The organism is Klebsiella sp. 141251 (genome assembly GCF_050600725.1).
In the GTDB taxonomy this organism is placed as follows: Bacteria; Pseudomonadota; Gammaproteobacteria; order Enterobacterales; family Enterobacteriaceae; genus Klebsiella; species Klebsiella aerogenes.
The window spans coordinates 214154-240183 of sequence record NZ_JAQIRG010000002.1; the positions used below are offsets into that span (position 1 = coordinate 214154).

At 54.0% G+C, this 26030-nt stretch carries 29 protein-coding genes and 1 pseudogene; 14 read left to right on the forward strand and 16 right to left on the reverse strand.

Annotated features, from left to right (window positions below; genetic code table 11):
• The first annotated feature begins 184 nt into the window (after nt 1–184).
• A complete protein-coding gene (locus PGR09_RS05570; RefSeq protein ID WP_430916008.1) occupies nt 185–958 on the forward strand; it encodes a DeoR family transcriptional regulator in 774 nt (257 codons plus the stop codon).
• On the opposite strand, the gene tam is transcribed toward PGR09_RS05570, so the two are convergent.
• Nucleotides 924–1712: a trans-aconitate 2-methyltransferase gene (gene tam / locus PGR09_RS05575; protein WP_316422249.1), complete on the reverse strand. Its 789-nt coding sequence runs from the start codon at nt 1710–1712 to the stop codon at nt 924–926. The two genes, PGR09_RS05570 and tam, sit on opposite strands and share 35 nt — an antisense overlap.
• Before the next feature lie 178 nt (nt 1713–1890).
• Between tam and PGR09_RS05580 the strand changes: the two genes are divergently transcribed.
• Nucleotides 1891–2691, forward strand: a complete 801-nt coding sequence (locus PGR09_RS05580) for an MBL fold metallo-hydrolase (RefSeq protein ID WP_315710362.1) — start codon at nt 1891–1893, stop codon at nt 2689–2691.
• Between the two features lie 6 nt (nt 2692–2697).
• On the opposite strand, the gene PGR09_RS05585 is transcribed toward PGR09_RS05580, so the two are convergent.
• The 3 genes from PGR09_RS05585 to PGR09_RS05595 all read right to left on the reverse strand — a co-directional run bounded on the left by PGR09_RS05585 (nt 2698) and on the right by PGR09_RS05595 (nt 5742).
• Nucleotides 2698–2988 carry a hypothetical protein gene (locus tag PGR09_RS05585; protein WP_430915877.1) on the reverse strand — a complete coding sequence of 97 codons (291 nt, stop codon included), beginning with the start codon at nt 2986–2988 and terminating at the stop codon, nt 2698–2700.
• A 215-nt stretch (nt 2989–3203) separates the two neighbouring features.
• Nucleotides 3204–4388 (reverse strand): MFS transporter, encoded by a 1185-nt coding sequence (locus tag PGR09_RS05590; RefSeq protein WP_430915878.1) that lies wholly within the window; start codon nt 4386–4388, stop codon nt 3204–3206.
• 475 nt (nt 4389–4863) lie between these two features.
• Entirely contained in the window at nt 4864–5742 is an 879-nt protein-coding gene (locus PGR09_RS05595; protein ID WP_430915879.1) for a DMT family transporter, read from the reverse strand.
• 98 nt (nt 5743–5840) lie between these two features.
• Here PGR09_RS05595 and PGR09_RS05600 point away from each other — a divergent pair, with 98 nt between their 5' ends.
• A complete protein-coding gene (locus tag PGR09_RS05600) occupies nt 5841–7169 on the forward strand; it encodes a PLP-dependent aminotransferase family protein (protein ID WP_430915880.1) in 1329 nt (442 codons plus the stop codon).
• Between the two features lie 180 nt (nt 7170–7349).
• A complete protein-coding gene (locus PGR09_RS05605; RefSeq protein WP_430915881.1) occupies nt 7350–8516 on the forward strand; it encodes a YbfB/YjiJ family MFS transporter in 1167 nt (388 codons plus the stop codon).
• Here PGR09_RS05605 and PGR09_RS05610 read toward each other — a convergent pair.
• A complete protein-coding gene (locus tag PGR09_RS05610) occupies nt 8448–9335 on the reverse strand; it encodes a LysR family transcriptional regulator (protein ID WP_430915882.1) in 888 nt (295 codons plus the stop codon). The genes PGR09_RS05605 and PGR09_RS05610 overlap by 69 nt on opposite strands.
• A 91-nt stretch (nt 9336–9426) precedes the next feature.
• On the opposite strand from PGR09_RS05610, the gene PGR09_RS05615 reads away from it, so the two are divergent.
• Entirely contained in the window at nt 9427–10485 is a 1059-nt protein-coding gene (locus tag PGR09_RS05615) for an NAD(P)H-dependent flavin oxidoreductase (RefSeq protein ID WP_430915884.1), read from the forward strand.
• A gap of 18 nt (nt 10486–10503) precedes the next feature.
• On the opposite strand, the gene PGR09_RS05620 is transcribed toward PGR09_RS05615, so the two are convergent.
• Genes PGR09_RS05620 through PGR09_RS05635 form a run of 4 tightly spaced genes read right to left on the reverse strand, consistent with a single transcriptional unit; the run spans nt 10504 to nt 13801 of the window.
• Nucleotides 10504–11163, reverse strand: coding sequence for a methionine ABC transporter permease (locus PGR09_RS05620; protein WP_161798788.1), 660 nt, complete (start codon nt 11161–11163; stop codon nt 10504–10506).
• Complete coding sequence (locus PGR09_RS05625; protein ID WP_213292570.1) at nt 11160–11951, reverse strand: methionine ABC transporter ATP-binding protein; 792 nt, start codon at nt 11949–11951, stop codon at nt 11160–11162. The genes PGR09_RS05620 and PGR09_RS05625 overlap by 4 nt, the downstream gene beginning before the upstream one ends.
• Nucleotides 11948–12754 (reverse strand): MetQ/NlpA family ABC transporter substrate-binding protein, encoded by an 807-nt coding sequence (locus PGR09_RS05630; RefSeq protein ID WP_015366692.1) that lies wholly within the window; start codon nt 12752–12754, stop codon nt 11948–11950. Before PGR09_RS05630 ends, PGR09_RS05625 begins: the two co-directional genes overlap by 4 nt.
• A gap of 18 nt (nt 12755–12772) precedes the next feature.
• Nucleotides 12773–13801 (reverse strand): isopenicillin N synthase family dioxygenase, encoded by a 1029-nt coding sequence (locus PGR09_RS05635; protein ID WP_289576312.1) that lies wholly within the window; start codon nt 13799–13801, stop codon nt 12773–12775.
• Nucleotides 13802–14097: 296 nt separating this feature from the next.
• Here PGR09_RS05635 and PGR09_RS05640 point away from each other — a divergent pair, with 296 nt between their 5' ends.
• Nucleotides 14098–14373 (forward strand): VF530 family DNA-binding protein, encoded by a 276-nt coding sequence (locus PGR09_RS05640; protein ID WP_047048980.1) that lies wholly within the window; start codon nt 14098–14100, stop codon nt 14371–14373.
• 6 nt (nt 14374–14379) lie between these two features.
• On the opposite strand, the gene PGR09_RS05645 is transcribed toward PGR09_RS05640, so the two are convergent.
• On the reverse strand, nt 14380–15339 hold the full coding sequence (locus tag PGR09_RS05645) for an AraC family transcriptional regulator (protein WP_430915885.1): 960 nt from the start codon (nt 15337–15339) through the stop codon (nt 14380–14382).
• Between the two features lie 104 nt (nt 15340–15443).
• Here PGR09_RS05645 and PGR09_RS05650 point away from each other — a divergent pair, with 104 nt between their 5' ends.
• Nucleotides 15444–16643: an MFS transporter gene (locus PGR09_RS05650; protein WP_430915886.1), complete on the forward strand. Its 1200-nt coding sequence runs from the start codon at nt 15444–15446 to the stop codon at nt 16641–16643.
• A gap of 193 nt (nt 16644–16836) precedes the next feature.
• On the opposite strand, the gene PGR09_RS05655 is transcribed toward PGR09_RS05650, so the two are convergent.
• Both PGR09_RS05655 and PGR09_RS05660 read right to left on the reverse strand, forming a co-directional pair.
• A complete protein-coding gene (locus PGR09_RS05655; RefSeq protein WP_015366686.1) occupies nt 16837–17085 on the reverse strand; it encodes a hypothetical protein in 249 nt (82 codons plus the stop codon).
• A 275-nt stretch (nt 17086–17360) separates the two neighbouring features.
• Complete coding sequence (locus tag PGR09_RS05660) at nt 17361–18344, reverse strand: alcohol dehydrogenase catalytic domain-containing protein (RefSeq protein WP_063415253.1); 984 nt, start codon at nt 18342–18344, stop codon at nt 17361–17363.
• Nucleotides 18345–18518: 174 nt separating this feature from the next.
• Here PGR09_RS05660 and PGR09_RS05665 point away from each other — a divergent pair, with 174 nt between their 5' ends.
• A complete protein-coding gene (locus PGR09_RS05665; RefSeq protein WP_047079208.1) occupies nt 18519–19433 on the forward strand; it encodes a TIGR03571 family LLM class oxidoreductase in 915 nt (304 codons plus the stop codon).
• On the opposite strand, the gene PGR09_RS05670 is transcribed toward PGR09_RS05665, so the two are convergent.
• On the reverse strand, nt 19430–20314 hold the full coding sequence (locus PGR09_RS05670) for an SDR family oxidoreductase (protein WP_015366683.1): 885 nt from the start codon (nt 20312–20314) through the stop codon (nt 19430–19432). The two genes, PGR09_RS05665 and PGR09_RS05670, sit on opposite strands and share 4 nt — an antisense overlap.
• Nucleotides 20315–20774: 460 nt before the next feature.
• On the opposite strand from PGR09_RS05670, the gene PGR09_RS05675 reads away from it, so the two are divergent.
• The 5 genes and pseudogenes from PGR09_RS05675 to PGR09_RS05695 form a co-directional block, all read left to right on the forward strand.
• The gene (locus tag PGR09_RS05675) at nt 20775–20960 is read left to right on the forward strand and encodes a general stress protein (RefSeq protein ID WP_045394453.1); all 186 of its coding nucleotides are present in this window, start codon (nt 20775–20777) and stop codon (nt 20958–20960) included.
• An 88-nt stretch (nt 20961–21048) separates the two neighbouring features.
• The gene (locus PGR09_RS05680; RefSeq protein ID WP_430915887.1) at nt 21049–21558 is read left to right on the forward strand and encodes a ferritin-like domain-containing protein; all 510 of its coding nucleotides are present in this window, start codon (nt 21049–21051) and stop codon (nt 21556–21558) included.
• 26 nt (nt 21559–21584) lie between these two features.
• Nucleotides 21585–21803: a hypothetical protein gene (locus PGR09_RS05685; RefSeq protein ID WP_047079206.1), complete on the forward strand. Its 219-nt coding sequence runs from the start codon at nt 21585–21587 to the stop codon at nt 21801–21803.
• A gap of 23 nt (nt 21804–21826) precedes the next feature.
• Nucleotides 21827–22333 carry a ferritin-like domain-containing protein gene (locus PGR09_RS05690; protein ID WP_430915888.1) on the forward strand — a complete coding sequence of 169 codons (507 nt, stop codon included), beginning with the start codon at nt 21827–21829 and terminating at the stop codon, nt 22331–22333.
• Nucleotides 22334–22605: 272 nt separating this feature from the next.
• Nucleotides 22606–23190: pseudogene (locus PGR09_RS05695) on the forward strand (alpha-amylase family glycosyl hydrolase); the annotation flags it as partial.
• Between the two features lie 28 nt (nt 23191–23218).
• On the opposite strand, the gene PGR09_RS05700 reads toward PGR09_RS05695, so the two are convergent.
• The 3 genes from PGR09_RS05700 to PGR09_RS05710 form a co-directional block, all read right to left on the reverse strand.
• The gene (locus PGR09_RS05700) at nt 23219–24265 is read right to left on the reverse strand and encodes an SDR family oxidoreductase (protein WP_430915889.1); all 1047 of its coding nucleotides are present in this window, start codon (nt 24263–24265) and stop codon (nt 23219–23221) included.
• 249 nt (nt 24266–24514) lie between these two features.
• Nucleotides 24515–24961, reverse strand: coding sequence for a DUF421 domain-containing protein (locus PGR09_RS05705; protein ID WP_045394445.1), 447 nt, complete (start codon nt 24959–24961; stop codon nt 24515–24517).
• A gap of 11 nt (nt 24962–24972) precedes the next feature.
• Nucleotides 24973–25476: a hypothetical protein gene (locus PGR09_RS05710; protein ID WP_430915890.1), complete on the reverse strand. Its 504-nt coding sequence runs from the start codon at nt 25474–25476 to the stop codon at nt 24973–24975.
• Nucleotides 25477–25620: 144 nt separating this feature from the next.
• Between PGR09_RS05710 and PGR09_RS05715 the strand changes: the two genes are divergently transcribed.
• Nucleotides 25621–26025, forward strand: a complete 405-nt coding sequence (locus PGR09_RS05715) for a YdeI family stress tolerance OB fold protein (protein WP_087860740.1) — start codon at nt 25621–25623, stop codon at nt 26023–26025.
• Nucleotides 26026–26030: the final 5 nt, after the last annotated feature.

The following is a 26030-nucleotide window of genomic DNA, read 5'->3' on the forward strand; positions in this document are numbered from 1 at the left end:
TACTATCTGTTGTTAAATGTTAATATCAATGATTCACATGATGAATACAGCGACGGTGATCACATTAAATAACATTTATTATCTATTTTTCACATTGTGTGGCGCTGTCAATCCGATGTACAGCCCATCTGAATGTGATAAAATGTGAAAATATGAGATGACGAGACACCATCAGGAGAAATCGATGCTGCCGTTGGAAAGACAAGAGAAGATAGTGGAAATCATTAAAGACAAAGGGGTGGTCAGCGTCGTCGAACTGGTCGAGGCGCTGGGCGTGTCGCATATGACGATCCGGCGCGATATTCAGCGCCTGGAGCAGCTTAACGTGCTGGCCAGCGTATCAGGGGGCGTGGCCCTGCCGCAACGAACCCGCTTGCTGAATGAACCTTCGCATCGCGATAAGACTCTGATGTTCCCACAGGAAAAGGAAGCTATTGGCCTGGCGGCGCTTAAGCATATTCCGGCGAATAGCACCGTCTATCTGGATGCCGGGACCACGACGCTGGCGTTGGCTGAAAACCTGGTTGAGCGCAAGGATTTGCTGATCGTCACCAATGATTTTGCCATTGCCAATTTGATGATTGAACGCGGGCAGTGTGAATTGATTCATACCGGCGGGCGTCTATGTCGTGAAAATCAGTCAGCCGTTGGCCACCTGACGGCGAAAATGTTAGAGAATCTGTTTATCGATGTCGCGTTTATTTCAGCGTCATCGTGGAATTTACGCGGTCTGTCGACGCCTAACGAAAATAAAGCCATCGTGAAACAGACCGTCGCGAAGGTGAGTGAAAAATGCATCCTGCTAAGCGATTCATCAAAATACGGAAAAATGGCGAATTACCTGATCCTGCCGCTGAGCGAACTTGATGTCATCATCAGCGATGACGGGCTGAGCAGCAGCGTGGTAAATCAACTGAATGCGCTTAACGTTGAGGTCGAACTGGCGACGAGGCGTTAACCAGGCGTCGCGCGACAATAAACAGCCGCGGGAACAATAACAGCACCTTTCCGTTACACTGTAACGGATAGTGTTGCTGTAACAGCGTCAGATAACGCTCTAAAAACACCTTCTTTTCTGCTTCATCAAGATTTTGCAGATACGGGCGCAGACCGGTCGCCTGCAGCCAGTCAACGATCGCCTGGTGCGATTCCAGAGGGTGATAATAGGTAGTGCGCCAGATGTCTACCTCGCAGCCGCTGTGGGTCAGCATGTCGTAATACTGCTGAACGCTGGGGAGCGGCTGTCGGCCGCTTTCCGGAAATCCCAGTTCTTCAGCAACCTGACGCATCAGAGTATGAGAGGGCTCTTGCCAGTTATCCGGCATCTGAACCGCCAGAACGCCGCCATCGCTTAACTGACCGGCCAGCCGAGGTAACAGCGTTTGATGGTCTGTGAGCCATTGCAAAGAGGCATTGGCATAAATCAGGTCAACCCGCTCTGCGGAATACCAGTTTTCGATATTCGCCGTAACGAATTCGCAATCGGGAAGCGCTTGCGTCGCCTGTTCCAGCATGGCGACGGAATTATCAACGCCGATAATTCGTGCTTCAGGCCAGGTTGCACACAGCAAGGCAGTGCTGTTACCGGGGCCGCAGCCCAGATCGACTGCCAGCTTTACCGGCTGTTGCGCAATACGCGCCGTGAGCTCAGCCGCCGGTCGGGTACGCTCATCAGCAAATTTCAGATACAGCGAGGGATTCCAGTCTGCCATAGTCGACCTCAGATTAATGTTCCGCGTTCATCAGCATAGAGGACGTAGCGCGGTTGTGAAGCTGTTTTTTAGTGACGGTGTCACTTTTTTGGGGGTGAAGGGTGCGGCGCTCATCACACAGATTGCAGGGTTTCTTCGTTACACTGGTCGTGCATATATAACAGGGATGAATGATATAATGGCCTTAACCATCAGGGTATTACTGGAAAATCGCCTTGCGGCGCACGCCGACCCGGCGTTGATAGCCAAAGCCGGGCTCAGCCTGCTCATTGAAGATGAAACCAGTAAAGTGCTGTTTGATACCGGCCCGGATGGCAGTTTTCTTGAGAATGCGCAGCGGATGGGGATTAAACTGGGGAATTTGACCGCGACGGTATTATCACACGGCCACTACGATCATTGCGGCGGCGTCCCCTGGCTGCCGGATGAGAGTCGAATTATCTGTCATCCACGTCTTGCCCAACCGCGCTATGCCGCTATCAGCCTTGGCCGGCACGTACGCAAAATCAAAAAACTTTCGCTTGAGCTCGACTATTCCCGCTTTCGCATGGAATGCTACCGGCAGCCGTTTGCCATCAGCGAACGTCTGTTGTGGTCCGGCGAAATCGTGGTAAACCGTCCGCAATCCTTTGGCGTTTTAGCCAGTACGCCGTTGACGCCTGATTATATCGTCGATGAAGGCGTCCTTATTTATCTCTCCGACCACGGTCTGGTCATCATCTGCGGCTGCGGACATCGCGGAGTAGAGAACATCGTGCGGCATTGTCAGAATATCACCGGCATTGAGCGGGTCCACGCGTTGATCGGTGGGCTACACCTGCGCGCCGCATCTGTCGCCAGGGTCTGGCAGGTCAGGAGTTACTTACAGCAGCTGCAGGTGGAGAAAATTATGGCCTGTCACTGTACCGGCGCTTGGGGAAAACTGTGGCTCGCCGGCGCACAGGCACCGGCCACCGGCGATATTTTGCAACTAGCTTAATAAGGGTTAGTCGGCATCTTTGAGCATTTCGGCGCGCCGGGCGGTGGCATAGACAAATTCCAGCATCGGCTCAAGGTCAGTATCGTGTCCCGCCTGGATGATTTTGCCACGCAGCCATTCGATTTCGCTGGTGATATCCGGATGAAAAATGTTGTTGTCCTGCGCCTTGCGTAACCATTTGAGAAGAAAATTATTTTTCCTTCTCGCTCCGCCCGATTTCTTCGTTTTTACGTGGATTTTCAGCGCGACCAGAATGCAGTAGTAAAAATGGACGCGCTGGTTGAAACTTTGATGCATGTCGGTATTTCCCGCCAGGGTAAGCCGCTCGCCGCATCAGACGACGAGTCGAATGGAGCCAGGTCACGGGGGGATCGTTTTGTTGACGACCTCTATCACTGCACCCGTACCGCCCGGCATCCAGGACTGGATGCTCGCGGAATGGTGGCACGGATATTAAAGCGTCGTCAATTATTGATTAAATTGTTACCAGTATCATGATTAATCGGCATACATCATACGTTCGACCTGGTCTGTTGCAGACGAACCCGAAGCAGCAGGATAAACGCCATGGCGACGACCACCGCAGCCAGCAGATACAGCGTATCGAGCGCATAATAACCCGCCACCCAACCGGCAACCGGGCCGGTCAAACCCAGCGCCAAATCGAGAAAGGCTGAATAGGTGCCCAGCGCCGTGCCCTGGTTTTGTTCTTCTACCTGTTTCACCGCCTCGACTCCCAGCGCCGGGAAGACCAGCGAGAAACCAGAACCGGTGAGGAATGCGCCAATACCGGCGACCCACGCCGACGGCGCCTGCCAGATAATCAATAATCCAAGACACTCCACTACGAAGCAGACAAGCGACACCGGCACGCCGCCGTAGCGGGTAATGGTGTTGCCAAGGATCAGGCGTATACAAATAAAACCGATGCTAAAGAGAGAGAGCGTGAATGCAGCGCCTTGCCAGTGGTGAGCCGAAAAATAGAGGGTGATAAAGGTGGCGATGACGCCAAAGCCGACGGTACCCAGCGCCAGCCCCAGCCCGTAGGGCCAGATCCTGCGCACTACCACATGGAATGGCGCTCTCACTCCGGCGGTTACGCTGACATCCTGTCGCGTGCGGGCAAAGAGCAGGCCAATTAGCGCAACCAGCACTACCACTACGGCAAACCCGCTGATGCCAAAATAGCTATTGAGCATCACCCCCAGCGGCGCGCCGACGGCCATTGCCACGTAGGTCGCGACGCCATTCCATGAAATCACCCGCGAGGTGTGAATCGCGCCAACGGTTTTAATGCCCCATAACGTCGCCCCGGTGGCGGTAAAGCTTTCTCCCACGCCGAGGAAAATCCGGCCAATCAACAGGGCGCTGACGGCGAGAAGCGGTATAGCTTGCAACATCACCGCCGCGAGGGTGAAGAGTCCGCTTAACATGCAGCAGATGATGCCGAGGCTAACGACCTTTTTCGGCCCCCAGATATCGGTATAGCGGCCAGCGTGAGGTCGACTTACGAGCGTTGAAATGTACTGCAGGCTGATAACGACTCCGGCGATTAGCGTACTGTACCCGAGCTGATAGTGGATGTAGCCGGGAAGCACCGCCAGCGGCAGGCCGATGGAGAGATAGCAGATACAGGTGAAAACCACGATGGAAATAATACGCAGGTTAAGCTGAGTGGTGCTAACAGAAGTGGTCATAACGCTAAGTGTTTAAAACGAAAGGGAGGATAAGCATAGCGCAAGCGCGGCGACTCCGGCGAGCGGGCGAGCATTTTATGCCAACGCTCGGTTCATTTATTGGCAAAATGACCGATAATATAGCTATACAGATGATAAATAACGCCCATATTATTTTTTAGAGTGATACCTGAGTTTGAAAGGGAAATGGATGAGTGGCCAGTCTTAGGATGGAGCACGGCAATCTATTTGCTTCCCGGAGGTCATCGCGATGAAAAAATTACTTATATTGCTCATTGTTTTTGCAGCATCCGCCTGTTCAGGAGGTTCCTCATCATCCTCGGGGATGGCGCCGGGTCAGGGCCTTGATTCGCAAACCTGCATGAACGACACCATTGATGCTAACAGCGCCTGCGGCCATTCGGTTGCGCCACAGTTTAATTGATATAAGACAGCCTGAGAGAGGAGCGCGCCTCAAATCAGGCTGCCGACTATTTTAACGGGCAAAGCGCTTCGAACCGATCACGCAGAAAATGATGCCAAGCGTGACGACTACCATCAACGGGCTCACTGCTTCATGAAGGAGCAGCGCCGCCAGCGCCAGGCCGAAAAAGGGCTGCAATAGCTGGAGTTGACCGACCGCCGCAATACCGCCGATTGCCAGTCCCCGATACCAGAAGATAAAGCCTACCAGCATGCTGAATAACGAGACATAGGCCAGCGCCGTCCATGCAGACGCACTGATACCCCTGAGGCTGATGGGAAGCGTTAAGCCGCAGGCTATCAACATCAGGGGCAGGGAGAGGAGCAGCGCCCAACAGATGACCGCCAGCCCGCCAAGCTCTCGGGTGAGGCGCCCCCCCTCGGCATAACCCAATCCGCAGACCACTACCGCCGCCAGCATTAGCAGATCGCCCGCGACGGAGATCCCGACATTACCGGCCAGCGCGAAACTGGCCACCAGCACGCTGCCCAGCAGCGAGAATCCCCAAAAGGCAGGGCGCGGTCTCTCACCACCGCGGATCACCGCGAAAATCGCCGTCGCCAGCGGCAATAACCCAATAAAAACAATTGAGTGTGCGGATGTCACCCGCTGTAGCGCCAGCGCCGTCAGCAGCGGAAAGCCGATGACCACGCCGCCGGCAACCAGCGCCAGTGAACGCCATCGTCCCGCTTGCGGGCGTGGCAGGCGTAAAAGCCAGATCAGGCCCAGCGCAAGCACCCCGGCAATCGCACCACGACAGAAAGTCAGGAAAAAAGGATCGAATTCCTGCACGGCGATGCGGGTGGCGGGTAGCGAGCCGCTAAAAATAGCGACGCCGATAAAGCCGTTTATCCAACCGGATATGGAAGTGGAAGCGCGACGGTTGTGCACGTGAGACCTCTTTGTAGTGATAGTTAAGGTGGTTGACCGGGTCGATAGTAGGTCGCACAATTCATGACAATCAAATAATTGTCATGGATACAATGACGATGAAAAACCGCTATAAATCTCTGGTTGATCGCTATGCGGCAGCAATCCGCAGCGGTGCGCTGGCGGCTGGCAGCCAACTGCCGACCCATCGGCAATTGGTCGTTGAACACGGAATTTCTCTGGCTACCGCGACGCGGGTCTACAGTGAACTGGCGTTAATGGGGCTGGTCAGCGGTGAAACGGGACGCGGCACTTTTGTGCGTGAACTGAGCTTGCCGCCGGGGCTGGGTGTCGATCAGCACGCCATTGCCCCGGATATGATCGATCTTAATTTCAACTCTCCGGCATTGCCGGAACAAACCGTTCTCCTGCGCGAGGCATTAAAAAAGCTGTCTGGCGCGGGCGATCTGGAGGCGTTGTTACGCTATCAACCGCACGCCGGACGCATGAGCGAACGGGAAATAGTGGCCCAGCATCTTAACAGACAGGGTATTGCGGCCAGCGCCGGGCAGGTCGCTATCGTTAACGGCGCTCAGCATGGGCTGGCGGTCACGCTCGGCGGCCTGCTGCGTCCCGGCGATGTGGTTGCGGCAGATGCATTGACCTATCCGGGATTTCGCGCCCTCGCCAGGCTCTATCAACTTGAACTGGTTGCTATCCCGCACACAACACAAGGGCCGGATCTCGATATGCTTCGCAGCCTGTGTGAAAAACGGCGGGTAAAAGCGATTTACACCATGCCGACGCTGCATAACCCTCTCGGCTGGGTAATGAATCTGGCGCAGCGTAGTCAACTGGTTGATATTGCCCGCCAGTTCGATTTGTTCATCATTGAGGATGCCGCCTATGCATGGTTGATTGAAAACGCGCCGCCTTCGCTGATGTCTCTGGCGCCTGAGCGTACGGTCTATGTGTGCGGTTTTTCAAAAAACATCGCCACCGGTTTACGGGTTGGCATGGTGGTATGCCGCGAGGCGTTAATGCCGGCGATAGAGCGGACGATCCGCGCTACCAGCTGGAATACGCCGGCCTTAACGACGGCGCTGGTCTGCGGCTGGATCCAGGATGGGACGCTGGCCCGGCTCGAAACTATAATGCGCGCAGATGCGCGGCGGCGGCAGGTCATCGCCCGTCAGGCGTTGGCTGGCTTACCAATGATTGGCAATGAAAATGCCTGGTTCCTTTGGCTGCCGTTGGGCGAGGAGATCCGCGCCGATCGCGTCGTGAAACAGCTGCTAACCATGAATATCGCTATTTCCACCGCCGAACCGTACAGCGTCGGCCGTGATGTGCCGCATGCTTTACGTCTGGCGCTGGCGTCACCGAGTCTCGATAAACTGAGCGCCGCGCTGAAGATAATGCGGCCCATTATCGAGTACGGCGTTTAACGACCATTTGCTCCTGACAACCATCCTTCGTCTCTAATCGAAGTATCTTGCGGTTGGTGCTTTTACTCTTTGCCTTAGCGCGACGACTTGCTCGTCGCATTATGCTATTTCATAATAAAAAGAGAATTAAAATTAAATAATATTCTCTTTTCGAGATTAATTGTGCAAGGGGTAACGGAGATGCGACAAATGAGGCCGCAGATAAACGCTTTCTTATTAGCGCTGGCAGGGGCGACGGTATTAATGATTGGTATGGGTTACGGCCGCTTCGCCTTCACCGGGATCCTGCCGGTGATGTTAAGCGATCAGATCCTGACGCTGCGTCAGGGTAATCTGGCCGCCTCCGCTAATTATGCCGGATACCTGCTGGGAGCATTGTTGCTGGCGAAGGCAAAGCCGGAGCAGGCGACCAGAATGAATATTGTCTCGGTCATTCTGACGCTAATTTGTCTGGCGCTACTGGCCTGGCTGCGTTCGCCGCTGGCTATCATTATCCTGCGCGGGTTGGCCGGGGTACTCAGTGCGGTAACGCTTATCTCCGCCTCGTTATGGCTACTGCAGCATATGAAACATCATAACGGCGCGCCGGTACTGTTTGCCGGTGTCGGGATGGGGATCTTTTTGTCGGCGGAGTTTATTGCCGCCGGTAAAGCGCTGGCGTTTAGCAGTCAGCAAATCTGGCTACTGTGCGCCATCACGGCGACGGTGCTGTTTTTATGCGCCTTGCGCGGATTATTAAGCCCGGCGGATTCGCTGCTGGCGTTACACCGCGGGCCCGCAACAGCGATGCCGAGCGACAATGGGCGCACGGGCGATGCGGTAAAATTGCTGCTGATTTATGGCCTCGCGGGTTTCGGCTACATCATCACCGCGACCTATTTGCCGCTGTTTTTGCACAGCGCGCTATCGGGTATCGACCCGGTGCACCTGTGGGCGGTATTTGGTCTCGCGGCGGTACCTTCCTGTTTTATCTGGCACCAACTTGTACTAAAAATTGGCTATCAGCGGGCATTTTGTAGCAATCTCGTTATTCAGGCCTTCGGCGTGGCCTTACCGGCATGGAGCCACTCATTCACCTTTTGTCTGTTGAGCGCGCTGCTGGTTGGGGCGACCTTCCTTGGGACGGTAACCATTGCCTTGTCAGAGGGCAAGCGGCTAAATCAGGCGGTAAAATTTAATATGATTGCTGCGCTCACGGCGACTTACGGCGTCGGGCAGATAATCGGGCCGCTGGTCGCCGATGGGTTATACAGCCTGACGGGATCGTTTAATCCTTCACTATTGACGGCCAGCGGCGTGTTGCTGGGAGCCGCCGGGCTGGTTGCCTGTGGCCGGCGTCAGCAATAACTGGCGCAGGGCGTCGAGAATAGGCGACACATACCCGCGGCGCCAGATAAGCTGGGTGGAGGCCTGGGTCACGTATTGCGTCTGGCAGCCTGCGGGCAGCGTGAGCAGGGCCAGGACGCTTTCCGGGAGCAAACAGGCGTAGCGACCGGTGGCGACGTTGGCCATCATCGCGTGATAGGAGCTGACATCGACGATGTCCACGTGCGTTCCCGTCTGCTGCAGATATTCGATGCCGCGCTGGCGGTAGGAACATCCTGCCGGGAAGGCGGCAAAGCGGTAGTCGCGCCCATCAACAGGGGCGATCAGGACCAGCTGTTCGATGAAAAGCGGTAGATATTCAAGCGTTTGTGGGCATTGAAGGCTGCCGTCAGGACCGGCCGGCAGTGAAACCAGCGCGCAGTCCAGCGTTGCGTTTTCGACCAGTTCAGTCAGCTGACGGGTGGGCATGGTACGCAATGTCAGGTCTGCGTCCGGACAGCGTTGCTGAAACAAAGGCAATATGGCCGGCAGGCGGCTGGCGGCGCAGGCTTCCATCGCGCCGAGTTTTAACGTCCCCGCGGGCCGTGCCGGGTGCAGCGCCAGTTTGGCCTCTTCGGCAAGGCTTAAAATTCGCCGCGCGTAGCTGAGAAAGTTTTGTCCGGCGGGTGAAAGCAGCATCTTCTTGTTTCCGCGCACGAAAAGCTCTACTTCCAGCTCCTCTTCAAGCTGCTGAATGCGCGTGGTGATATTGGATTGCGCGCGACCAAGTTGTTTCGCCGCCTGAGTGACGCTTTGCGTTTCGGCCACCAGTTTAAAGATCAGTAATGTGGTGTGGTTCATATTTTTCTTCTCAATATGACAATGCATTTGATCTTATCATCTTAAAAAGAGATGGTTAATGTCTCACATCGCAAATTGCGCAGGATCGTCAATGAATCAACATTTAATGCAATTGCTTAATATTCGTTACCCGATTATTCAGGCGCCGATGGCGGGCGTGTCGACGCCGGCCCTGGCTGCGGCGGTAAGCAATGCCGGGGGATTGGGTTCGCTGGGACTCGGCGCGTCGACGGTTACGCTGGCGCAGGCGCTTATTGAACAAACCCGGAAGCTCACCGAACGTCCCTTTAACGTCAACCTTTTCTGTCATACGCCGTCGCGCCGCGATGCCGTTCAGGAAGCGCAGTGGCTGGCGCGGTTGGCTCCGGCGTTTGCCCGTTATCATGGCACGCCGCCGAAACAGCTTAACGAGATTTATCAGAGCTTCCATCAACATCAATCCATGCTCGATATGTTGCTTGAAGAGAAGCCGGCGGTGGTGAGTTTTCATTTTGGCGTGCCGTCTTCGGAGGTTATTCGCCGCTTCCAGCAACAGGGAACGGTGACGATGGCGTCCGCCACCTGCGTCGCGGAAGCGCGATTAATTGCGCAAGCGGGTATTGATGTCGTTATTGCGCAAGGGTATGAGGCCGGTGGCCATCGGGGGATTTTTGACCCACACGGCGACGATCGTCAAATGAGCACCTTCACTCTGCTTCAGGCTCTAAAGCAGGCTGTCGATTTACCCATTGTCGCCGCCGGCGGCATTATGCATGGGGCGGCGATAGCCAGCCTGATGCAGCTCGGCGCGTCGGGCGTTCAGCTGGGAACCGCATTTTTATTGTGCCCGGAAGCGGGTATAGATAGTGGATATCGACAGGCGCTCACGCAAAATAGTGACGTTGTCACCTTTTTGACGGCGGCTATTTCTGGTCGGCCAGCACGCTGCGTTAAAAATAGCTGGAGTGAAATGGTGGCTTCATTCAATGAACGGGACATTCCCGCCTATCCGCTCGCTTATGACGCCGGAAAAGCGCTGGCGACGGCAGCAAAGGCGCAGGGCGATCATGGTTTCGGCGCGCACTGGGCGGGACAAGGGGTGGCGATGATCCGCGAAATGCCGGCGGCAGACCTGGTCAGGGTTCTGGTGGTAGAAGGCGGCCTGCAGTAGCCGCCTGCGAATGAGAACTTAGCGGCGATGGGCAAGCTGTCGTACCAGCCTGTCGCCGATCATTTGTACGCCCTGAACCATCACCACCAGAATCAGTACCGTACCGACCATCACCTGATCGTTAAAACGCTGATAACCGTAGCGAATCGCCAGGTCTCCAAGCCCGCCGCCGCCAATGACGCCCGCCATCGATGAAAAGCCAATCAGCATCACGATAGTCAGGGTGATCCCGGCAAGCAGGGTCGGTAGCGCCTCCGGCAGCAGCGATTTAAAGATAACGTGCCACAGATTACCGCCCATCGACAGAATGGCTTCAATGCGCCCGTAATCCACTTCATCCAGCGCGTTTTCGGTCAGCCGCGCGAAAAACGGAAAAGCGCCGATAGTAATCGGCACGACGGCCGCGGTGCTGCCCAAGGTGGTGCCGATAATCAAACGGGTGAAGGGGATCAGCGCAATGAGCAGTACAATAAACGGCAGCGATCGGCCAAAATTGATAATCGCCCCCAGCAGCGCATTCAGTTTCGGCATCGGCGCCAGGCCGTTGCGCCGGGAGACAAACAGTAACACGCCGACCGGCAGGCCGATTAAGATGGTAAACAGCGCCGCCAGCCCCACCATATAGAGGGTTTCAAGGCTGCCTTCCCATAATAAGGGCCATAAATCTTCCCAGCTCATGCGACTACGCATAAAGGCCTCCCGTGAAAGCCGTGGCGGGCAAGGAAATCTTGCTCCGCCTGCGGATTATGCAGTAACGACTGACGTAATCTGGACCACGGCGCCACCAGCAGATCGGCGATTTTCCCGCTCTCGATGACTTCGCCATGCTCCAGCAGCGCCGCGTGATCGCACAGCGTTTTGACGACTTCCAGCTCATGGGTAATAAGCACGATAGTCAGATTGAGCCGCTGATTGATATCGGCCAGTAACGCCAGCACCGAGGCGGTGGTTTCCGGATCGAGGGCGCTGGTTGCTTCATCGCATAGCAGCACATCCGGGCCGGCCGCCAGCGCGCGGGCGATGCCGACGCGCTGCTTTTGACCGCCGGAAAGCTGGGATGGAAAGGCGGTTGCTTTATCCGCCAGTCCAACCAACTCCAGCAACTCGAGCACGCGTTCGCGGCGCGCACGTTTGTCGACACCGGCGATTTCCAGCGGTACCGCGACGTTGTCAGCCACGTTGCGGGCATGCAGCAGGTTGAAGTGCTGGAAGATCATTCCGGTGCGCAGACGGTGCTGACGTAAACCGGCTTTGTCTAACTGAGTGATATCCTGTCCGTTCACCACAATCCGGCCCGTAGAGGGCCGTTCGAGTAAATTGAGACAGCGGATCAGCGTGCTTTTGCCTGCGCCGCTGCGCCCGAGAATGCCATAAATCGCGCCTTTCGGGATCTGCAGCGACACGTCGTTCAACGCCGGTCGGCCTGTTCCGGCATAGGTTTTACTCAGCCCGACGACCTCAATCATGATTGCGGCGCTACCGGGATAACCGAGCCGTTATAGTTTTTGCGAATAAACTCGGCAACCTGCGGTGAGGTGAGATCTTTGGCCAGCGCTTTAATGCGTGGGTCATTAGCCAACTGCGGCGTCGTCACCAGGATATTGGCGTAGGGGTTGTTGTTCGCGCTCTCCAGTCCTAACGCATCTTTCGCCGGTACCAGTCCCGCCTCCAGCGCGTAGTTGCCGTTAATGACCGCTAAATCGACATCGTCTAATGAACGCGGGATCTGCGGTGATTCAATTTCGAGGATCTTCAGATGCTTGGGGTTTTCCACGATGTCTTTCGGGGTGGCTAACGTGGTCGCCGGGTTGGTGAATTTAGCGCCGAGTTTGATTAATCCCTGGCTTTGCAGCAGGAACAAGGCGCGACTGAGATTGGTGGTGTTGTTCGGCACCGCGACGGTCCCGTTTTCCGGAACGGAATTAAAGTCTTTGTGCTTACGGGAATAAATACCCAGCGGTTCAATATGCACTGTGGCAGCGACGGCAAAAGTCTTACCCAGCGCTTTTTCCTGGTCCTTCAAATAGGGAACGTGCTGGAAGTAGTTGGCATCAACATCGCCATTCGCCAGCAGTTCGTTGGCGTTGACGCCGCTGGTGAGTTCGACCACTTTGATATCGAGGCTGGGATCGATTTTTTTGATGTAATTGAGGATCTCAGCGTGCGGCACCGGGTCAGCGGCAACGCGCAGCGCGGCGGCCTGGGCGGATGTCCATGCCAGAGAAAGAGATAAAGCGACCCCTGCCAGTTTGAATGCGGCATATTTCATGTTGTTATCCTTATTAAATTAAACGATCAGTTGCTCAGTACGTTCGCGAAAAACATCCTGGTAATAACGTTCGGCGACGTCCGGGTGGGAACGCAGCCGCCCTTTGAGGTAATTCCAGCCAACATCCCGCAGCAGCGGATTTTGCGGATCGCTATCCGGGCCGAGCGCTTCCTGCGCCAGATGGGCGGGCAGGCGGTACACCGGCACCACGGCATCGAGCTGCGCGCCAAGAAAGAAGGCGATAGAGAGACGTTCCTGTTCTGCCGGCGGCGAGACCACGCGATGAACGGTGGCGCGCAGATAACCGTTAGTCGCCAGCTCAAGCAGCTCGCCGATATTTACCACAAAGCTGCCCGCCAGCGGCGTGGCATCGATCCAGCGGTCCGGCGCGACTTCCACCTGCAGTCCTTTTTGCTCGTCCTGTAACAGGAAGCTTAAGAATCCGGAATCTTTATGCGCGCCGACGCCTTGGGCGCTTTTCGTTTCACGCTGTCCGGGGTAACGAATCAGTTTGATATGTTCATTCGGTTTATCGCCATACAGCGCGTCAAAGGCGTCGGCAGGCAACTGTAGCGCTTCGGCAAACGCGCGCAGCAAGGTCATCCCGACGCCGGTCATCGCCTGCTGCCAGCCCAGCAGAGTGGGTTTCAGCGACGGTAGCGCGGCGGGCCATAAATTCGGTCCCTGCAGGCGCTGCCAACGTGGCGCGTTTTCGGCGAGAGTTAAAGCCGGGCGTTCAGCGCCGATATCAAACTGTTCGCGCCAGTCCGGCTGGCCGCGAGTGAGCTCGGAAGCTGCGCGGTTATAGCCGCGAAAATGGGGGGAGTGAATCATCGCCACCTGCTGCTTTTCGCTATCATCAAGGGCAAAAAAGCGTCGCGCCTGGCGTTGAACTTCAGTTTGCAATCCGGCGTCCACGCCGTGATTAATAAGATAAAAGAAACCAATATCGCGAGCGGCCTGGCGGAGGTCGGCAAGAAAACCGGCCTTTTCAGCAGGATTGCTATAGCGGGCCAGATCGAGAATCGGCAAAGTCGTGGCGTTCATTGTGTTCTCCGAAAACGGGGTACGGGTCATTGGCTATTGAGTGATTCTGGGTTCGGCAACAACAACGGCGCATGATGATTTCCTCTGTCGGGTAGATGAGCTCAGCTTGCCTTAGCGCAATTTTTTCGACCAATAACGTTCTTTTCTAATTTATGACCGCGGTGGGTTCAGTGCTTTTGCGAAAAACGGATAAGGAGAGAGGAAACCGCGAGGGCGTGATGTAAAAAAGTAGCGGGATGTTGCATGATGCCGCCGCGGTCCGTATGGTGAGCGAAATTTTTCATGCAGGAAAGACAATGCACACGTCAAAAGATCCGCTTCACGGCGTGACGCTCGAAGCGTTACTCACTGACCTTGTGGCCAGATATGGCTGGGATGAACTGGCCCGACATATCAAAATCAACTGTTTCAAAAGCGATCCGAGCATTAAGTCGAGCCTGAAATTTCTGCGCCGCACGCCGTGGGCGCGTAAAGAAGTCGAAAACTTTTATCTCGATTCGCTGGAAGGGCTTATCGACAAATCTACCGCCTCTGCCGACGCTGGCCCGTGGGCCAACTGGCAGAAGAAGTAACGCTTATCAGGTTACCGCATGTTCATTGACCCCATTGCGCAGCGCTCCCGGCGCTTTGCCGGTAATGCGTTTAAAAGCGCGGCTAAACGCGGCGAGCGAGTTGTAGCCGAGGCGGAAGGCGACTTTTTCCAGCGCTTCGCCTTCGTGGCTGATGTACTGCACCGCCAGGCGCATGCGTAATTCCGTCAGGTAGCGGGCCGGCGTGGTACCGGTGGCGGTGAGAAAACGTTCGGCGAATACCGAACGCGACAGGCCGGATTCGCGGGCTAAGTCTTCTACCTTCCAGTTGACGCCGGGCTGCTGATGCATAGCGTATATCGCGCGCGATAGCTTCGGGTCGCGCAGTACCTGTACCCAGCCGGTGGCGTTACCGCAGCCGCATTCCACCCAGGCGCGGACGATCAGCGCCGCGACGACGTCGGCGAGACGTGCCAGAATGCCGGCATAGCCCACCTGACGCGTCAGGGATTCACGCTCCATTGCCGCCAGCAGCGGCTGGATTTCCGGGCGGGCGTTTAACAGGCTACTCACCAGCATCACCTCCGGCATGGCCCGAACCAGCGGCTGCATTCCGCCTAATTCAAAATCCATACAGGCGCTGAAGACAACCGCATTTTCTTCAGTATTAACGCAGCCCGCGTTTTTGACGCAGGAAACCGTCCCGCAGACCGGTTTGCTGTCGAGCTCCATCACATTAACCCGCGTGGCTTTGCTATCTGAGAGCAGAGCATGCGCATCGCTATTGGGAATAAACACCGCATCGCCGCTCTCAAGCGAGAACTGTTTGCCGTTGCTCATTTGTAGCAGCAGCGGGCCGCGGCTGACAAAATGAAACTGCGCTTTGCCAGGAACCGAATTAAACTCCACGCCAAAAGGACGAGAGGTTTCAATCCGTCGGTATTTCACTCCCGACAGCCGCATGCCCTGTAACAGCTCGCTGGTCAGATCTAACGTTTGCAGGCTCATCTTTTTTTCGGACGAATAATCAATAATTGCAGAGTATGTATCATATATCGTCTTAACGGAAGCCACTAAGCTTGGCGAATGTTAATGATTCTGGAGAGATGTATATGAGTTCTTGCATTGTCGCTGAAGAGAGCGCAGTTAACGCCCGTCCGGCGTGGCGCGCCGTGTATGCGCTGGCGCTGGGGGTCTTCGGCCTGATCGTCGCTGAATTTCTACCAGCCAGTTTACTGACGCCAATGGCCAGCAGCCTTGGCGTGAGTGAAGGGATGGCCGGACAGGCGGTGACCGCCACGGCGTTAATCGCTCTGGTGACGGGGTTGTTGATTACCTGTGCAACCCGCAATATCGACCGGCGTTGGGTGCTGATGTTCTTTTCCGTATTGCAAATCATCTCCAGTCTGATCGTGGCCTTTGCCGGTTCACTGGAGTTCCTGCTGCTGGGACGCCTGCTGCTTGGCATCGCTATCGGCGGCTTCTGGGCGATGTCGACGGCGACGGCGATGCGGCTGGTACCGGCGGCGATGGTGCCGAAAGCGCTGGCGATTATCTTCTCGGCGGTGTCGATTGCCACCGTAGTGGCGGCGCCGCTGGGTAGCTACCTGGGCGCGCTCATTGGCTGGCGTAACGTCTTTATCATCTGCGCCGTACCGAGCCTGGTCGCGCTACTGTGGCAGCTATGGGTACTGCCGTCGATGCGCCCGGAGAGCGCTGGCAGCTTTAGTACGCTCTTTAAGGTACTGCGGCGGCCGGGAATGGTTGGCGGTCTGCTGGCTTCAATTTTGATTTTTGGCGGCCACTTCGCTTTCTTTACCTATCTGCGGCCATTTCTCGAAACCGTGGCGCTGGCAAGCGTAGAAGGGGTATCGTTGATATTGCTGGGGTTCGGCGTGGCCAACTTTATTGGCACCTCGCTTGCCGGGCATCTGCTGGCGCGCAGTTTGCGGATGACGCTGGCGCTGGTTCCACTGGCGATGAGCGTGCTGGCGCTGATGATGGTGCTGTATGGTCATATTGCGCTACTCGATGGTCTGTTGGTCGCCCTGTGGGGATTTGCATTCGGCCTGGTGCCGGTGGCCTGGTCAACCTGGCTTGCCACCACGGTACCGGATGAAGCGGAAAGCGCAGGGGGATTATTAGTCGCGGCGATCCAGTTGGCCATTAGCGCCGGGGCTGCCGGCGGTGGGGCAATATTTGATATCAGCGGCGCCAGCGGCGTATTTACCGGCAGCGGGCTGTTATTATTAAGCGCCATGCTGATTGTCTTTATTGGCGTCAGGGTGACGCCGCCGGTCAGTAACAATTAATGATTAAACGCGCCAACTGGCGCGTTTATTTTTCTTCAGGCGCAGCGAGTACTCATTTTATTATTATAAAACGAGCGGCTAATTGATGAGTTGAAAACTATGTATGCTTTCCCGCATGAATGCGGTTGCTGGCCTCAGCGTTTTGTCAGGTGGCTTCCATCACAGATTGGGCGCTATGTTATTAATTATTCTGTTAAATAGCGTCTGTCAGTTGGTCAACGATAACTTTACCGCTGTTATCAAACTGGGTAATACGAAAATTAACGTTCCACGAGCGACGAGTATTAAATTTATCAAACAGGGAGACGCGGCCTTTTTTCTTACCCTCTTTATTGAGGATCACCCACTCAGTCACTTCGGTATACTGCTGGCTAGGTTGATGACCGCTTTGTTGTTCAACTAATTGGTCTTCAGAATCCAGTTTTAAATAATCGCGTAACATTTTGCACCTCTTTGTTAATGTTTTTTTAACGTTACTCCTTTTTTTGATTCTTTCAATCTGAGTTTTTAATCGATGTGTGTGACTATTAGTCGGCGATCTAGCTGGTATATTTTTGCTATTCACTCTGCTGAATATCAGTTCATTGTGACCATCCTGCACCAGACCAATCTAAGGACGCGAAGCGATGGATGCCTCATCCAGCGGAAAGGGCCCGTTGGATTTGGCATCGATTACCCGGTTTTTGGGATTGAGGTTTTTCATCGTGCTGATGGATATTACAGCACCGCTACGTACTTAATACCGTTATTGTTCTGTTTTAGCCTTTCCAGCGCCTGCGGGATCTCGTCGAAGCTGACGCTTTCTATCGGCGGCATCACCAGTTCGCCGCGGCCGATCTGCTGCAGCATGCTTTCCCCGGCCTGACGTAATCGACTCCACTGTCTCTGGGTACCGTAAGGATGGATTGCCGCCAGCGCGACCTCATGTAGTGAGATACTGGTAGTAAACGCGGGTAGCGGCGCGTGCTCGAGCCGGTCCTGTATACAGACCAGATGGCCGTAGTAGCCGAGCAACCCGGCAAGCGAAAGGGCATTTTGCTGGTTTACGGTATCGAAAGCGGCATACAGCGATTTACCCGCCAGCGCGCGTTTTAACTCCTGCGGCCACGAGGTATGGTGATAATCAAAGGCCTGAATCACCCCGCGAGCCAGCAGTTTCGCGTGATGTGTGGCGCTGGCCGTGACGTAGACGTTAGCGCCGCTCTCAATCAGTAACTGGCTTAACAGACTGCCGGCAGCGCCGCCGCCGCCGCTGACCAGTACATTCTCGCCAGCCGGAAGGGGGATCTTTTGCGCTGCCTGCCACGCCGTCAGACCAGGGCAGGGTAGCGCCGCAGCGGTGAGGTCGCTGATGTGGTCGGGAACCGCAATCACCGCCTGGGCGCTGACTAACGTATGGCGGGCAAAGCTACCGTCAAAACGCAGGTCAGTGTGATACATCACACGCGTGCCGGGACGAAGGTGGCGGGCGTTGCGGCCAACGGCGGTAATCACCCCCATGCCGTCGACGCCGGGGATCTGATCCTCCTGCCAGGCGTCGGAGAGACCGGCCATCAGCTTCCAGTCGACCGGATTAAGGCCAATGGCGCGGTTCTCGATCAGCACCTGATCGTCAGCGGGTGTGACTAACGTTTTCTCATGGCGTTCGAGCAGAAGCGGGGAGGCGTGCTTTTTCCACAGCCAGGCGTCGGTTTTTATCATTGTTTCTTCCTCTGGTGTTGGTGAGCTATCCATTTAAACAAAATCAGAACTCAAGATAATTCCATAAATAGCAATTATCTATTGCGATTAGTGCTGTTTATTGCAATAGCATTCCATGAAACACTTTGCTCATATTTTCAACGTGATACCGCCCGGCGGTTGACGGAGTGACCTATGAGCATCGAAAAATTAACCCAGCAGCCGCTAACGATTGGCGTTGAACTGCCGCTGGACAATGACTGGTCAACAAGCGGACAGCTAAAACGGCAGCGCGACGGGCGACCGTTTGGCGTGCCGGATATGAGCGAGCACGCGGAGCGCATTAAACTGGCGGATACGCTCGGTTTTCGCGCCGCCTGGATCCGCGATGTTCCGCTGTACGATCCGCAGTTTGGCGATGCGGCTAACGTCTTTGAAGCCTTTACCTACCTCGGCTATTTATCGAGCCTGACGCAAAATATTTTACTGGGCACGGCGGCGGTTGTGTTGCCGCTACGTCAGCCATGGCTAGTACGTAAAGCCGCCGCCACGGTGCAGGCGCTCAGCGGCGACCGGCTGCTATTGGGCATCGCCAGCGGCGACAGGCCGGTCGAATACCCGCTATTTGGTGAAGACTACGCCAGCCGTGGCGAGCGTTTCCGTCACGGCGTGAGCGTGCTGAAGGGGGAGACCGATCGTCAACTGGAGCCGGGCCTGCAGTTATTGCCAGCCAAACCGACTCCGCCGCTGCTGGTTGCTGGTTTGGCGCAACAAACGGCGCAATGGGTAGGCAGTAACATGGATGGCTGGCTCGCCTATCCAGGTCAGCCTGACGAGCACGTTAGCCGCGTCAGGCTGTGGCGCCGGGTAGCGGGCGAGAAACCCTATATCAGCTTCATCCATCTGGATCTGCAAGATGCCCCCAATTCGGCTATTCAGCGCCATCGTTTTGGCATCAGCAGCGGCCGCCATGGTCTCATTCAGGAATTGAATGCGATGCGCGATGCCGGCGTGAACCATATCGGCCTGCATTTCCGCCGTAACCAGCGTCCGCTGGCCGAGACGATGCAGGAGATTGGCGAACTGGTGCTGCCGGCATTCCATCATTAAAGTACGCCGTCACCGCCGTCAGAACACCAGACCTGGCCGGAGGCATACGAGCAGGCATCAGAGGCGAGGGTGACATACAGCGGGGCGATCTCAACGGGTTGCCCTGGCCGCCCCAGCGGCGTATCGCCGCCGAAGTTTTGCACTTTTTCTGCCGGCTGTCCGCCGCTTGACTGCAGCACCGTCCAGTACGGGCCGGGAGCGACTGCATTGACCCGGATCCCACGCGGCCCTAACTGCTTGGCCAGCGATTTGGTGAATGCCACCAGGCAGGCTTTGGTCTGGGCGTAATCCAGCAGAATTGGGCTCGGTTTAAAAGCCTGGACCGAAGAGGTGTTGATAATCACGCTTTGGGCTTTGAGGTGCGGTAGCGCGGCTTTGGTTATCCAGAACGGCGCATAGACGTTGGTTTTGAAAGTAGCATCGAAATCGGCGGTGGTGAGTTGCTCAATTTTTTCACAGTATTGCTGACGTCCTGCATTATTCACAACAATATCCAAACCGCCAAGACCGCTTACCGCTTTTTCCACCAGCGTTTCACAGAAGGATTCCACGCGAATATCGCCCGGTATCGCCACCGCGGTACGGCCTTCCGCTTTGATAAGCGCGATGACGGCGTCCGCATCGCTCTGTTCTTCCGGCAGATAGTTAATGGCAACATCCGCGCCCTCGCGGGCAAAGGCGATGGCCACGGCGCGACCAATCCCGGAATCTCCGCCGGTAATCAGCGCTTTCTTACCCTGTAGCCGTCCTGAACCGCTATAGCTGACTTCACCATGATCCGGTGTGGGTTCCATTTCAGCGGCCAGGCCGGGAGGCGTTTGCGGTTGATCGGGGAAAGGGGGTTGTGGCCAATGGTTGGTACGCAGTTTGTCATTATCCATAGCAATCTCCTTCACAGAAAAGAGTAATGATAGAAGACATGCGGAAGTTTTTAAAAATACAGCTGGAGTCTAAATAGATATATTCCCGGTTTTTACGAGGCAACTGTTTGATATAAGAGGTTTTGCAAACTGATTTCTTTGCTGTGGTTTTTAGGATTATTCAATGATGAAATGTTTCGAATTATAATCTTTAACATTTTTTACATTACACTTTTTATCTCGACGGGATAGTTTTTTATTTATCCTGCGGTTGCGTTTATTTCTCTCATAAAATATCACCTTATGCCGCTAAGTTGTTATTTTGCGGCTTCGCTATTTATTGTTTAATTAATTTTGTGGTGGCTTTTATTTAATTATTAGTGAATTGCTTTTTTTAGTGGTTACGCCATGCTTAGTTTTCGACGGCGATGATTTAGACCGATAAATCATCATTAACTAACCGAGCTAAAAGGTAACCATTATGGCAGAACATAGAGGCGGTTCAGGTAATTTCGCAGAAGACCGGGATAAAGCATCTGAGGCCGGACGTAAAGGCGGTCAGCACAGCGGCGGGAATTTTAAAAATGACCCGGAACGTGCATCCGAAGCCGGTAAAAAAGGCGGTAAAAACAGCCATGGCGGCGGCCGTAAATCCGGTGATAGTTAGTTTGTGAATATAAATGATTTGATCTGGAAACTGCTGTTAAAAATACCCTGCGGGTCATCCGACCCGCAGTTTTGAAAAGGTGTGATTTATGAAAATTAAAACCATTGAAGATATTTTTACCCATTTATTATCGGATACCTATAGCGCGGAAAAACAGTTAACCCGCGCGCTGGCTAAACTATCCCGCGCCAGCGCATGTGAAGAGCTACAAACCGCATTCAGCGCTCACCTCGAGGAAACGCAGGGCCATATAGAACGTATCGATAAACTCCTCGAACAAAATGATCAAATTCGCCTGAAACGGATGAAGTGCGTGGCGATGGAAGGGCTTATCGAAGAGGCCAACGAAGTGATCGAAGCGACGGAAAAGAACGAGATCCGCGATGCTGCGCTGATAGCCGCCGCGCAGAAAGTTGAACACTATGAAATTGCGGCCTACGGTACGCTGTGTACGCTGTGTACGCTGGCAGAGCAGCTCGGCTATAAAGCCGCGGTGAAACTGCTGGCGGAAACGCTGGAAGAAGAAAAAGACGCTGATATGAAATTAACGTACATCGCCGTTGGACACGTCAATCAGGATGCCCAACAGTCCGCTTAATCCTATCTAAGGCATCAGGCAAAAAAATGAGTCTTAGTCCGGTTGTAATAAAAAGGTGTCATCTCGTCGCGGCGATAATGTGGTTTGTACTGGCTATACCGTCGGTAATATGGTGGAAAGACAGTGTCCTGTGGGTCATCATTATTAGTATTTATGCAAATATTGTCGGCCACTTATCCGGGTATAGCGCAGCGCGAGCCGACCAGGCCGCAGAAGAAGAAAATAAAGATAAGGCTGAAGAGTAATCATCTTGTATAAAGAGGTTGTTATGACTGATATTGAAAATTATCACGATTGGTTGCGTGACGCGCACGCTATGGAAAAACAAGCTGAATCAATGCTTGAATCAATGGTAAAACGAACCGACAGCTACCCGGAATTATGTACCCGCCTTGAGCAGCATCTTTTTGAAACCCGTCGGCAAATTACCGTGCTGGATGATATTATTGCGCGCAATAATATTTCCCGCTCTGTTCTTAAAGACTCAATGAGTAAAATCGCCGCGATGGGACAATCTATTGGTGGAATGTTTCCACAAGATGAAGTGGTGAAAGGGTTGATCAGCGGCTACGTTTTCGAGCAATTTGAGGTCGCCTGTTATACCTCCTTATTAACCGCCGCGCAAAAGGTCAACGATCATGATTCGATTGCTGATTTAGAAAGTATTCTGGCGGAAGAAAGAGGCATGGCCGAATGGTTGCTGCATCATATACCCGATATTACGGAGCAATATATTATTCGCTCCGAAACGCCGGGTTTTGATGCCAAGCGTTAGCGGCAAAAGGTTTATAAATGATACGCCTCCTTGCCTCCTTGCCATCTTGTCACGAATTAACCAAATCTCGCTGGCTCTAACGAGGGCGGAAAAGCAGATTACGTTAGAGATAAATTTCAGCGAGCACTGTCAGTGTCCGTCATTGACCCCGAGGCAGCGAATGATGGTAGATAAACTTGCCACACGCCCGAAGCCTGCGCAGAGAAAATAATAGCTTATACCTCGGGTATGTTTCTGGCGCTCGTGATGTTCTACTGATACGAGGGGGAATAATGCCTCGCCAACCGTGGTTTCAAAACGCTGTAATTTATCAGGTTGATACCTCGCTGTTTTATGATGCCAATGGTGATGGCTGTGGCGATCTGGCCGGGATAAGGCAAAAACTCTATTACTTACGTAGCCTTGGGGTGACGGTATTGTGGTTAACCCCCTTTTATCTGACCCCATTTCTCAATGACGGTTATGACGTGCAGGATCATCTGCAGCCCGATCCGCGTTTTGGGCAAATTAGCGACGTTATTCGACTGATTGATGACGCGCGCGAATTGGGGATACGCGTAATCATCGAGTTGGTTATCCAGCATAACTCTTCGCAACATCCCTGGTTTCAAGAGGGGCGTAAAAACAGGCATTCTCCTTTCCGGCCATATTATCTCTGGGCCGATTCGCCGCCCAAACAGGACGATCCGCCAATGTTTCCCGGTGTCGAAAAGAGCGTCTGGCGCTGGGATCAACAGGCGGGACAGTATTATCGCCACATGTTCTATCGCCACGAGCCGGATCTCAATCTGGTGCACCCTCCGGTGGTAGACGAAATTGACAATATTGTGCGTTTTTGGCTACGCGTAGGGATTACGGTTATCGCTGGTTTAGCCGCCAGCACGATTAACGGCGCTTGCGCGGGCGGCGTAGTAGTCCGCGTAATATCATCAGTCCAAATGCGATCCCTACGCCAGATGCGACTTTACCAGGCAAATCGGCGCTGACGTTAAATGAACGCTGGCGAGCGCCGGCGCTAAATGTCCCGCGAGAGCTGTGCTCGCCCCGCACGGCAGAATAGAGATCGTCTGGCTTTTCGCTACGTTTTGCTTGCGCTGTCAGCTGACCTTCCCAGGCTTTGTTAACCATCAGGCGGTCAAGTAGTGAAGGGAAGAAAAACTGGCCAACGATGGATTGAATGGTGCTTTTACCTACCCACAATTCGCGAACGGGGCGCTGAACGACGCTGAAAATCGCCTCTGCCGCCACCTCCGGCTGATAAACCGGGGGAACGGGCTGCATCTCTTTATCCATTTTATTCCTTGCCCAACCAAACTGTGTCGTATTCATTCCGGGCAGTTGCACCATGGTTAATTGGATCCGGCTGCGTTGATGCATCAGTTCGGTTCGCACTGCATCGGTAAATCCGCGAATCGCCGCCTTCGCGCCGCAATACGCCGATTGCAAAGGGATGGAACGCCAAGCAAGCGCGGAGCCCACCTGGATTATTATCCCGCGGTTTCTGGGGCTCATGACCTCCAGCGCGGCGCGTGTGCCGTTGACATAACCCAGATAGGTCACCTCCGTCACGCGGCGAAATTCCTCATCACTCATCAGATGGAAGGGCGCTAACACCGTGGCCATGGCATTATTGACCCACACCTCAATGGCGCCGAGCTGGGTTTCGATTTCTGCCGCGGCCTGTCGCAGCGAGCGGGCGTCAGCGACATCAGCGCTGATAACCTGCGTCCGCACGCCGAACTGGCGGCATGCGTGTTCGGCCTCCTGTAACCCACTTTCATCGCGCGCAATAATCGCCACGTCATAGCCGGCTTTCGCAAAGCGTAGCGCCGTCGCTTTACCGGCGCCCGCACTACCGCCGGTGATAACCATTACCGCCATAGTCGCCTCGATTGGTCTGAACATGGCATTTCGCCATGGTGTATTGGTCATGAGTAATTGAGTATTATTGATTCATTGCTGGCTGGTGGTCGGAAATATCTGAGAGTACTTATTATGGCTAACAAGCGACATTATTTATTATGGCAATGGATAAATTTCGTGGTAACGCTACCTTTATAATTCAATGCCGCAAGGTTGGAGGTGGTATGTATATTAATTATGTTACTGAATAAGAAGAAGACGACCAGACACGGGCACCTGAGTCGGGCGATAAACAACCGGAACGTGATAAGTAACGTCTCACGTTTCGGTCGGAATAATTGAAATCTGGCCGTTACGTTCGAGGATCGCAAATTTAATCTTCTCAAGTTGATATATACCATGGTGCTGTCGCGCGGCGAGCAATATGTCATCCACAGAGATATTGACCATTTTCATTTTATCGTCAGCGACAACACCATTTTCTACGACGATCGTCGGCGAACCATCAAGATAATTCTCAGCCTGCGAAAAGCGTTTCTTAATATAGCCAAATAAAATATCTACGCTGACCAGCGTGACAATCGTCAGCATTGAACCGGTGACAGAATAGTCGGTACTGAGCATGGCCTGCTGGGTGGCCTCACTGATAATCAGCAGTAAAATCAGATCAAAACTGGTGAGTTGCATAAGCGTTCTTCTGCCAGCAACTTTAAAAATAATCAATAAGATAAGATAGATTGCGACGGCTCTGAGCACCATTTCCATCGTTGTGGCTCCTACGGAAAGACAAATTGGTTAAAGGTGACGGCGGGTTGCTGATTCGCCTGCAGTGTCGTGGAAAGGTTGCCGAAAGTTTTTGGCGTGATGGATAACCACACTGAAAGCGGCGCGCCACGGCTATTTTCATTGTAAACCAGGATCAGATGACCGTTAGCGCTGTACATTTTATCGGGCTGCGGTCGAATATCGCCAATTTGGTAATGGCTTAATAACGTGGGTGAAAAATCCACTGAGGTATGAGCGAGGCTACTGTTTTTCACCTGAATATTGACTTCGGTTTCGCTCATTAGTCTGGCAAAACGGTCATAGTCTACCGTTAACGATGAAGCGGAATTCTCATGATGGGCGGAACTCAGGATGCCAGATGAAAATAAACCGCATAATGCAGCAATGATAATAATGGCGAGAAAAACCACCCCGTAGCGCCGGAACTTATACTCGAAGCGTAGAGCCTGTAGATTCTCGTTTATCTCTGGCGGATCCTGTTGATTATTGTCCATTATTTGGGCTCCAGCATGATGTTTATATTTAACGCAGCGATAGCGACGTTGTTATTTTAGCTGATATCAGAATTATTGACGTTGTTAAAATCGCTATCAGCGGCCAGACTTTAATAACAGTCTGCTGACATGAAAGGTGAAATAATGAGGAAAAAGCTAATCGCGACACTCTGTTTGTTACTCACCGCTGGCGTCTGGGCTGAAGAAAAGGGCGGTTTTAAAAACGATGCCGCGCCGCCGCCACCGCACCAGCTGGACGACGGCTATCGCGGTATGGAGGATGGCCGGATTATGACCATTGAGCAGGCGAAAACCATGCACGACGGTGCGACTATTTCCCTGCGCGGCAATGTGATTAAGCATGAAGGCGACGACCGCTATCTGTTCCGTGATAAAACCGGCACCATTGCGGCCATTATTCCGGCAGCCGTTTTTGATGGTCAGGAAATCAAGCCGGACAAACTGGTGAGCATTAACGGAAGCCTGGATAGCAAAATGACGCCGCCGCTGGTGCGGGTTGATAAGCTGCGCAAACAGGCGCCCAATTAACCGGA

Bases quoted from the DNA above. Each gene is read 5' to 3' on its own strand.
- PGR09_RS05680 (WP_430915887.1), top strand. From the start codon at position 21,049: ATGAAAATTAAAACCATTGAAGATATTTTTACCCATTTATTATCGGAT.
- PGR09_RS05605 (WP_430915881.1), top strand. From the start codon at position 7,350: ATGCGACAAATGAGGCCGCAGATAAACGCTTTCTTATTAGCGCTGGCA.
- PGR09_RS05640 (WP_047048980.1), top strand. From the start codon at position 14,098: ATGCACACGTCAAAAGATCCGCTTCACGGCGTGACGCTCGAAGCGTTA.
- PGR09_RS05715 (WP_087860740.1), top strand. From the start codon at position 25,621: ATGAGGAAAAAGCTAATCGCGACACTCTGTTTGTTACTCACCGCTGGC.
- PGR09_RS05685 (WP_047079206.1), top strand. From the start codon at position 21,585: ATGAGTCTTAGTCCGGTTGTAATAAAAAGGTGTCATCTCGTCGCGGCG.
- PGR09_RS05635 (WP_289576312.1), bottom strand. From the start codon at position 13,801: ATGAACGCCACGACTTTGCCGATTCTCGATCTGGCCCGCTATAGCAAT.
- tam (WP_316422249.1), bottom strand. From the start codon at position 1,712: ATGGCAGACTGGAATCCCTCGCTGTATCTGAAATTTGCTGATGAGCGT.
- PGR09_RS05660 (WP_063415253.1), bottom strand. From the start codon at position 18,344: ATGATAAAAACCGACGCCTGGCTGTGGAAAAAGCACGCCTCCCCGCTT.
- PGR09_RS05705 (WP_045394445.1), bottom strand. From the start codon at position 24,961: ATGGAAATGGTGCTCAGAGCCGTCGCAATCTATCTTATCTTATTGATT.
- PGR09_RS05620 (WP_161798788.1), bottom strand. From the start codon at position 11,163: ATGAGCTGGGAAGATTTATGGCCCTTATTATGGGAAGGCAGCCTTGAA.
- PGR09_RS05655 (WP_015366686.1), bottom strand. From the start codon at position 17,085: ATGTTACGCGATTATTTAAAACTGGATTCTGAAGACCAATTAGTTGAA.
- PGR09_RS05590 (WP_430915878.1), bottom strand. From the start codon at position 4,388: ATGACCACTTCTGTTAGCACCACTCAGCTTAACCTGCGTATTATTTCC.
- PGR09_RS05665 (WP_047079208.1), top strand. From the start codon at position 18,519: ATGAGCATCGAAAAATTAACCCAGCAGCCGCTAACGATTGGCGTTGAA.
- PGR09_RS05630 (WP_015366692.1), bottom strand. From the start codon at position 12,754: ATGAAATATGCCGCATTCAAACTGGCAGGGGTCGCTTTATCTCTTTCT.
- PGR09_RS05570 (WP_430916008.1), top strand. From the start codon at position 185: ATGCTGCCGTTGGAAAGACAAGAGAAGATAGTGGAAATCATTAAAGAC.
- PGR09_RS05670 (WP_015366683.1), bottom strand. From the start codon at position 20,314: ATGGATAATGACAAACTGCGTACCAACCATTGGCCACAACCCCCTTTC.
- PGR09_RS05710 (WP_430915890.1), bottom strand. From the start codon at position 25,476: ATGGACAATAATCAACAGGATCCGCCAGAGATAAACGAGAATCTACAG.
- PGR09_RS05690 (WP_430915888.1), top strand. From the start codon at position 21,827: ATGACTGATATTGAAAATTATCACGATTGGTTGCGTGACGCGCACGCT.
- PGR09_RS05580 (WP_315710362.1), top strand. From the start codon at position 1,891: ATGGCCTTAACCATCAGGGTATTACTGGAAAATCGCCTTGCGGCGCAC.
- PGR09_RS05650 (WP_430915886.1), top strand. From the start codon at position 15,444: ATGAGTTCTTGCATTGTCGCTGAAGAGAGCGCAGTTAACGCCCGTCCG.
- PGR09_RS05600 (WP_430915880.1), top strand. From the start codon at position 5,841: ATGAAAAACCGCTATAAATCTCTGGTTGATCGCTATGCGGCAGCAATC.
- PGR09_RS05700 (WP_430915889.1), bottom strand. From the start codon at position 24,265: ATGACCAATACACCATGGCGAAATGCCATGTTCAGACCAATCGAGGCG.
- PGR09_RS05615 (WP_430915884.1), top strand. From the start codon at position 9,427: ATGAATCAACATTTAATGCAATTGCTTAATATTCGTTACCCGATTATT.
- PGR09_RS05625 (WP_213292570.1), bottom strand. From the start codon at position 11,951: ATGATTGAGGTCGTCGGGCTGAGTAAAACCTATGCCGGAACAGGCCGA.
- PGR09_RS05585 (WP_430915877.1), bottom strand. From the start codon at position 2,988: ATGCATCAAAGTTTCAACCAGCGCGTCCATTTTTACTACTGCATTCTG.
- PGR09_RS05675 (WP_045394453.1), top strand. From the start codon at position 20,775: ATGGCAGAACATAGAGGCGGTTCAGGTAATTTCGCAGAAGACCGGGAT.
- PGR09_RS05645 (WP_430915885.1), bottom strand. From the start codon at position 15,339: ATGAGCCTGCAAACGTTAGATCTGACCAGCGAGCTGTTACAGGGCATG.
- PGR09_RS05610 (WP_430915882.1), bottom strand. From the start codon at position 9,335: ATGAACCACACCACATTACTGATCTTTAAACTGGTGGCCGAAACGCAA.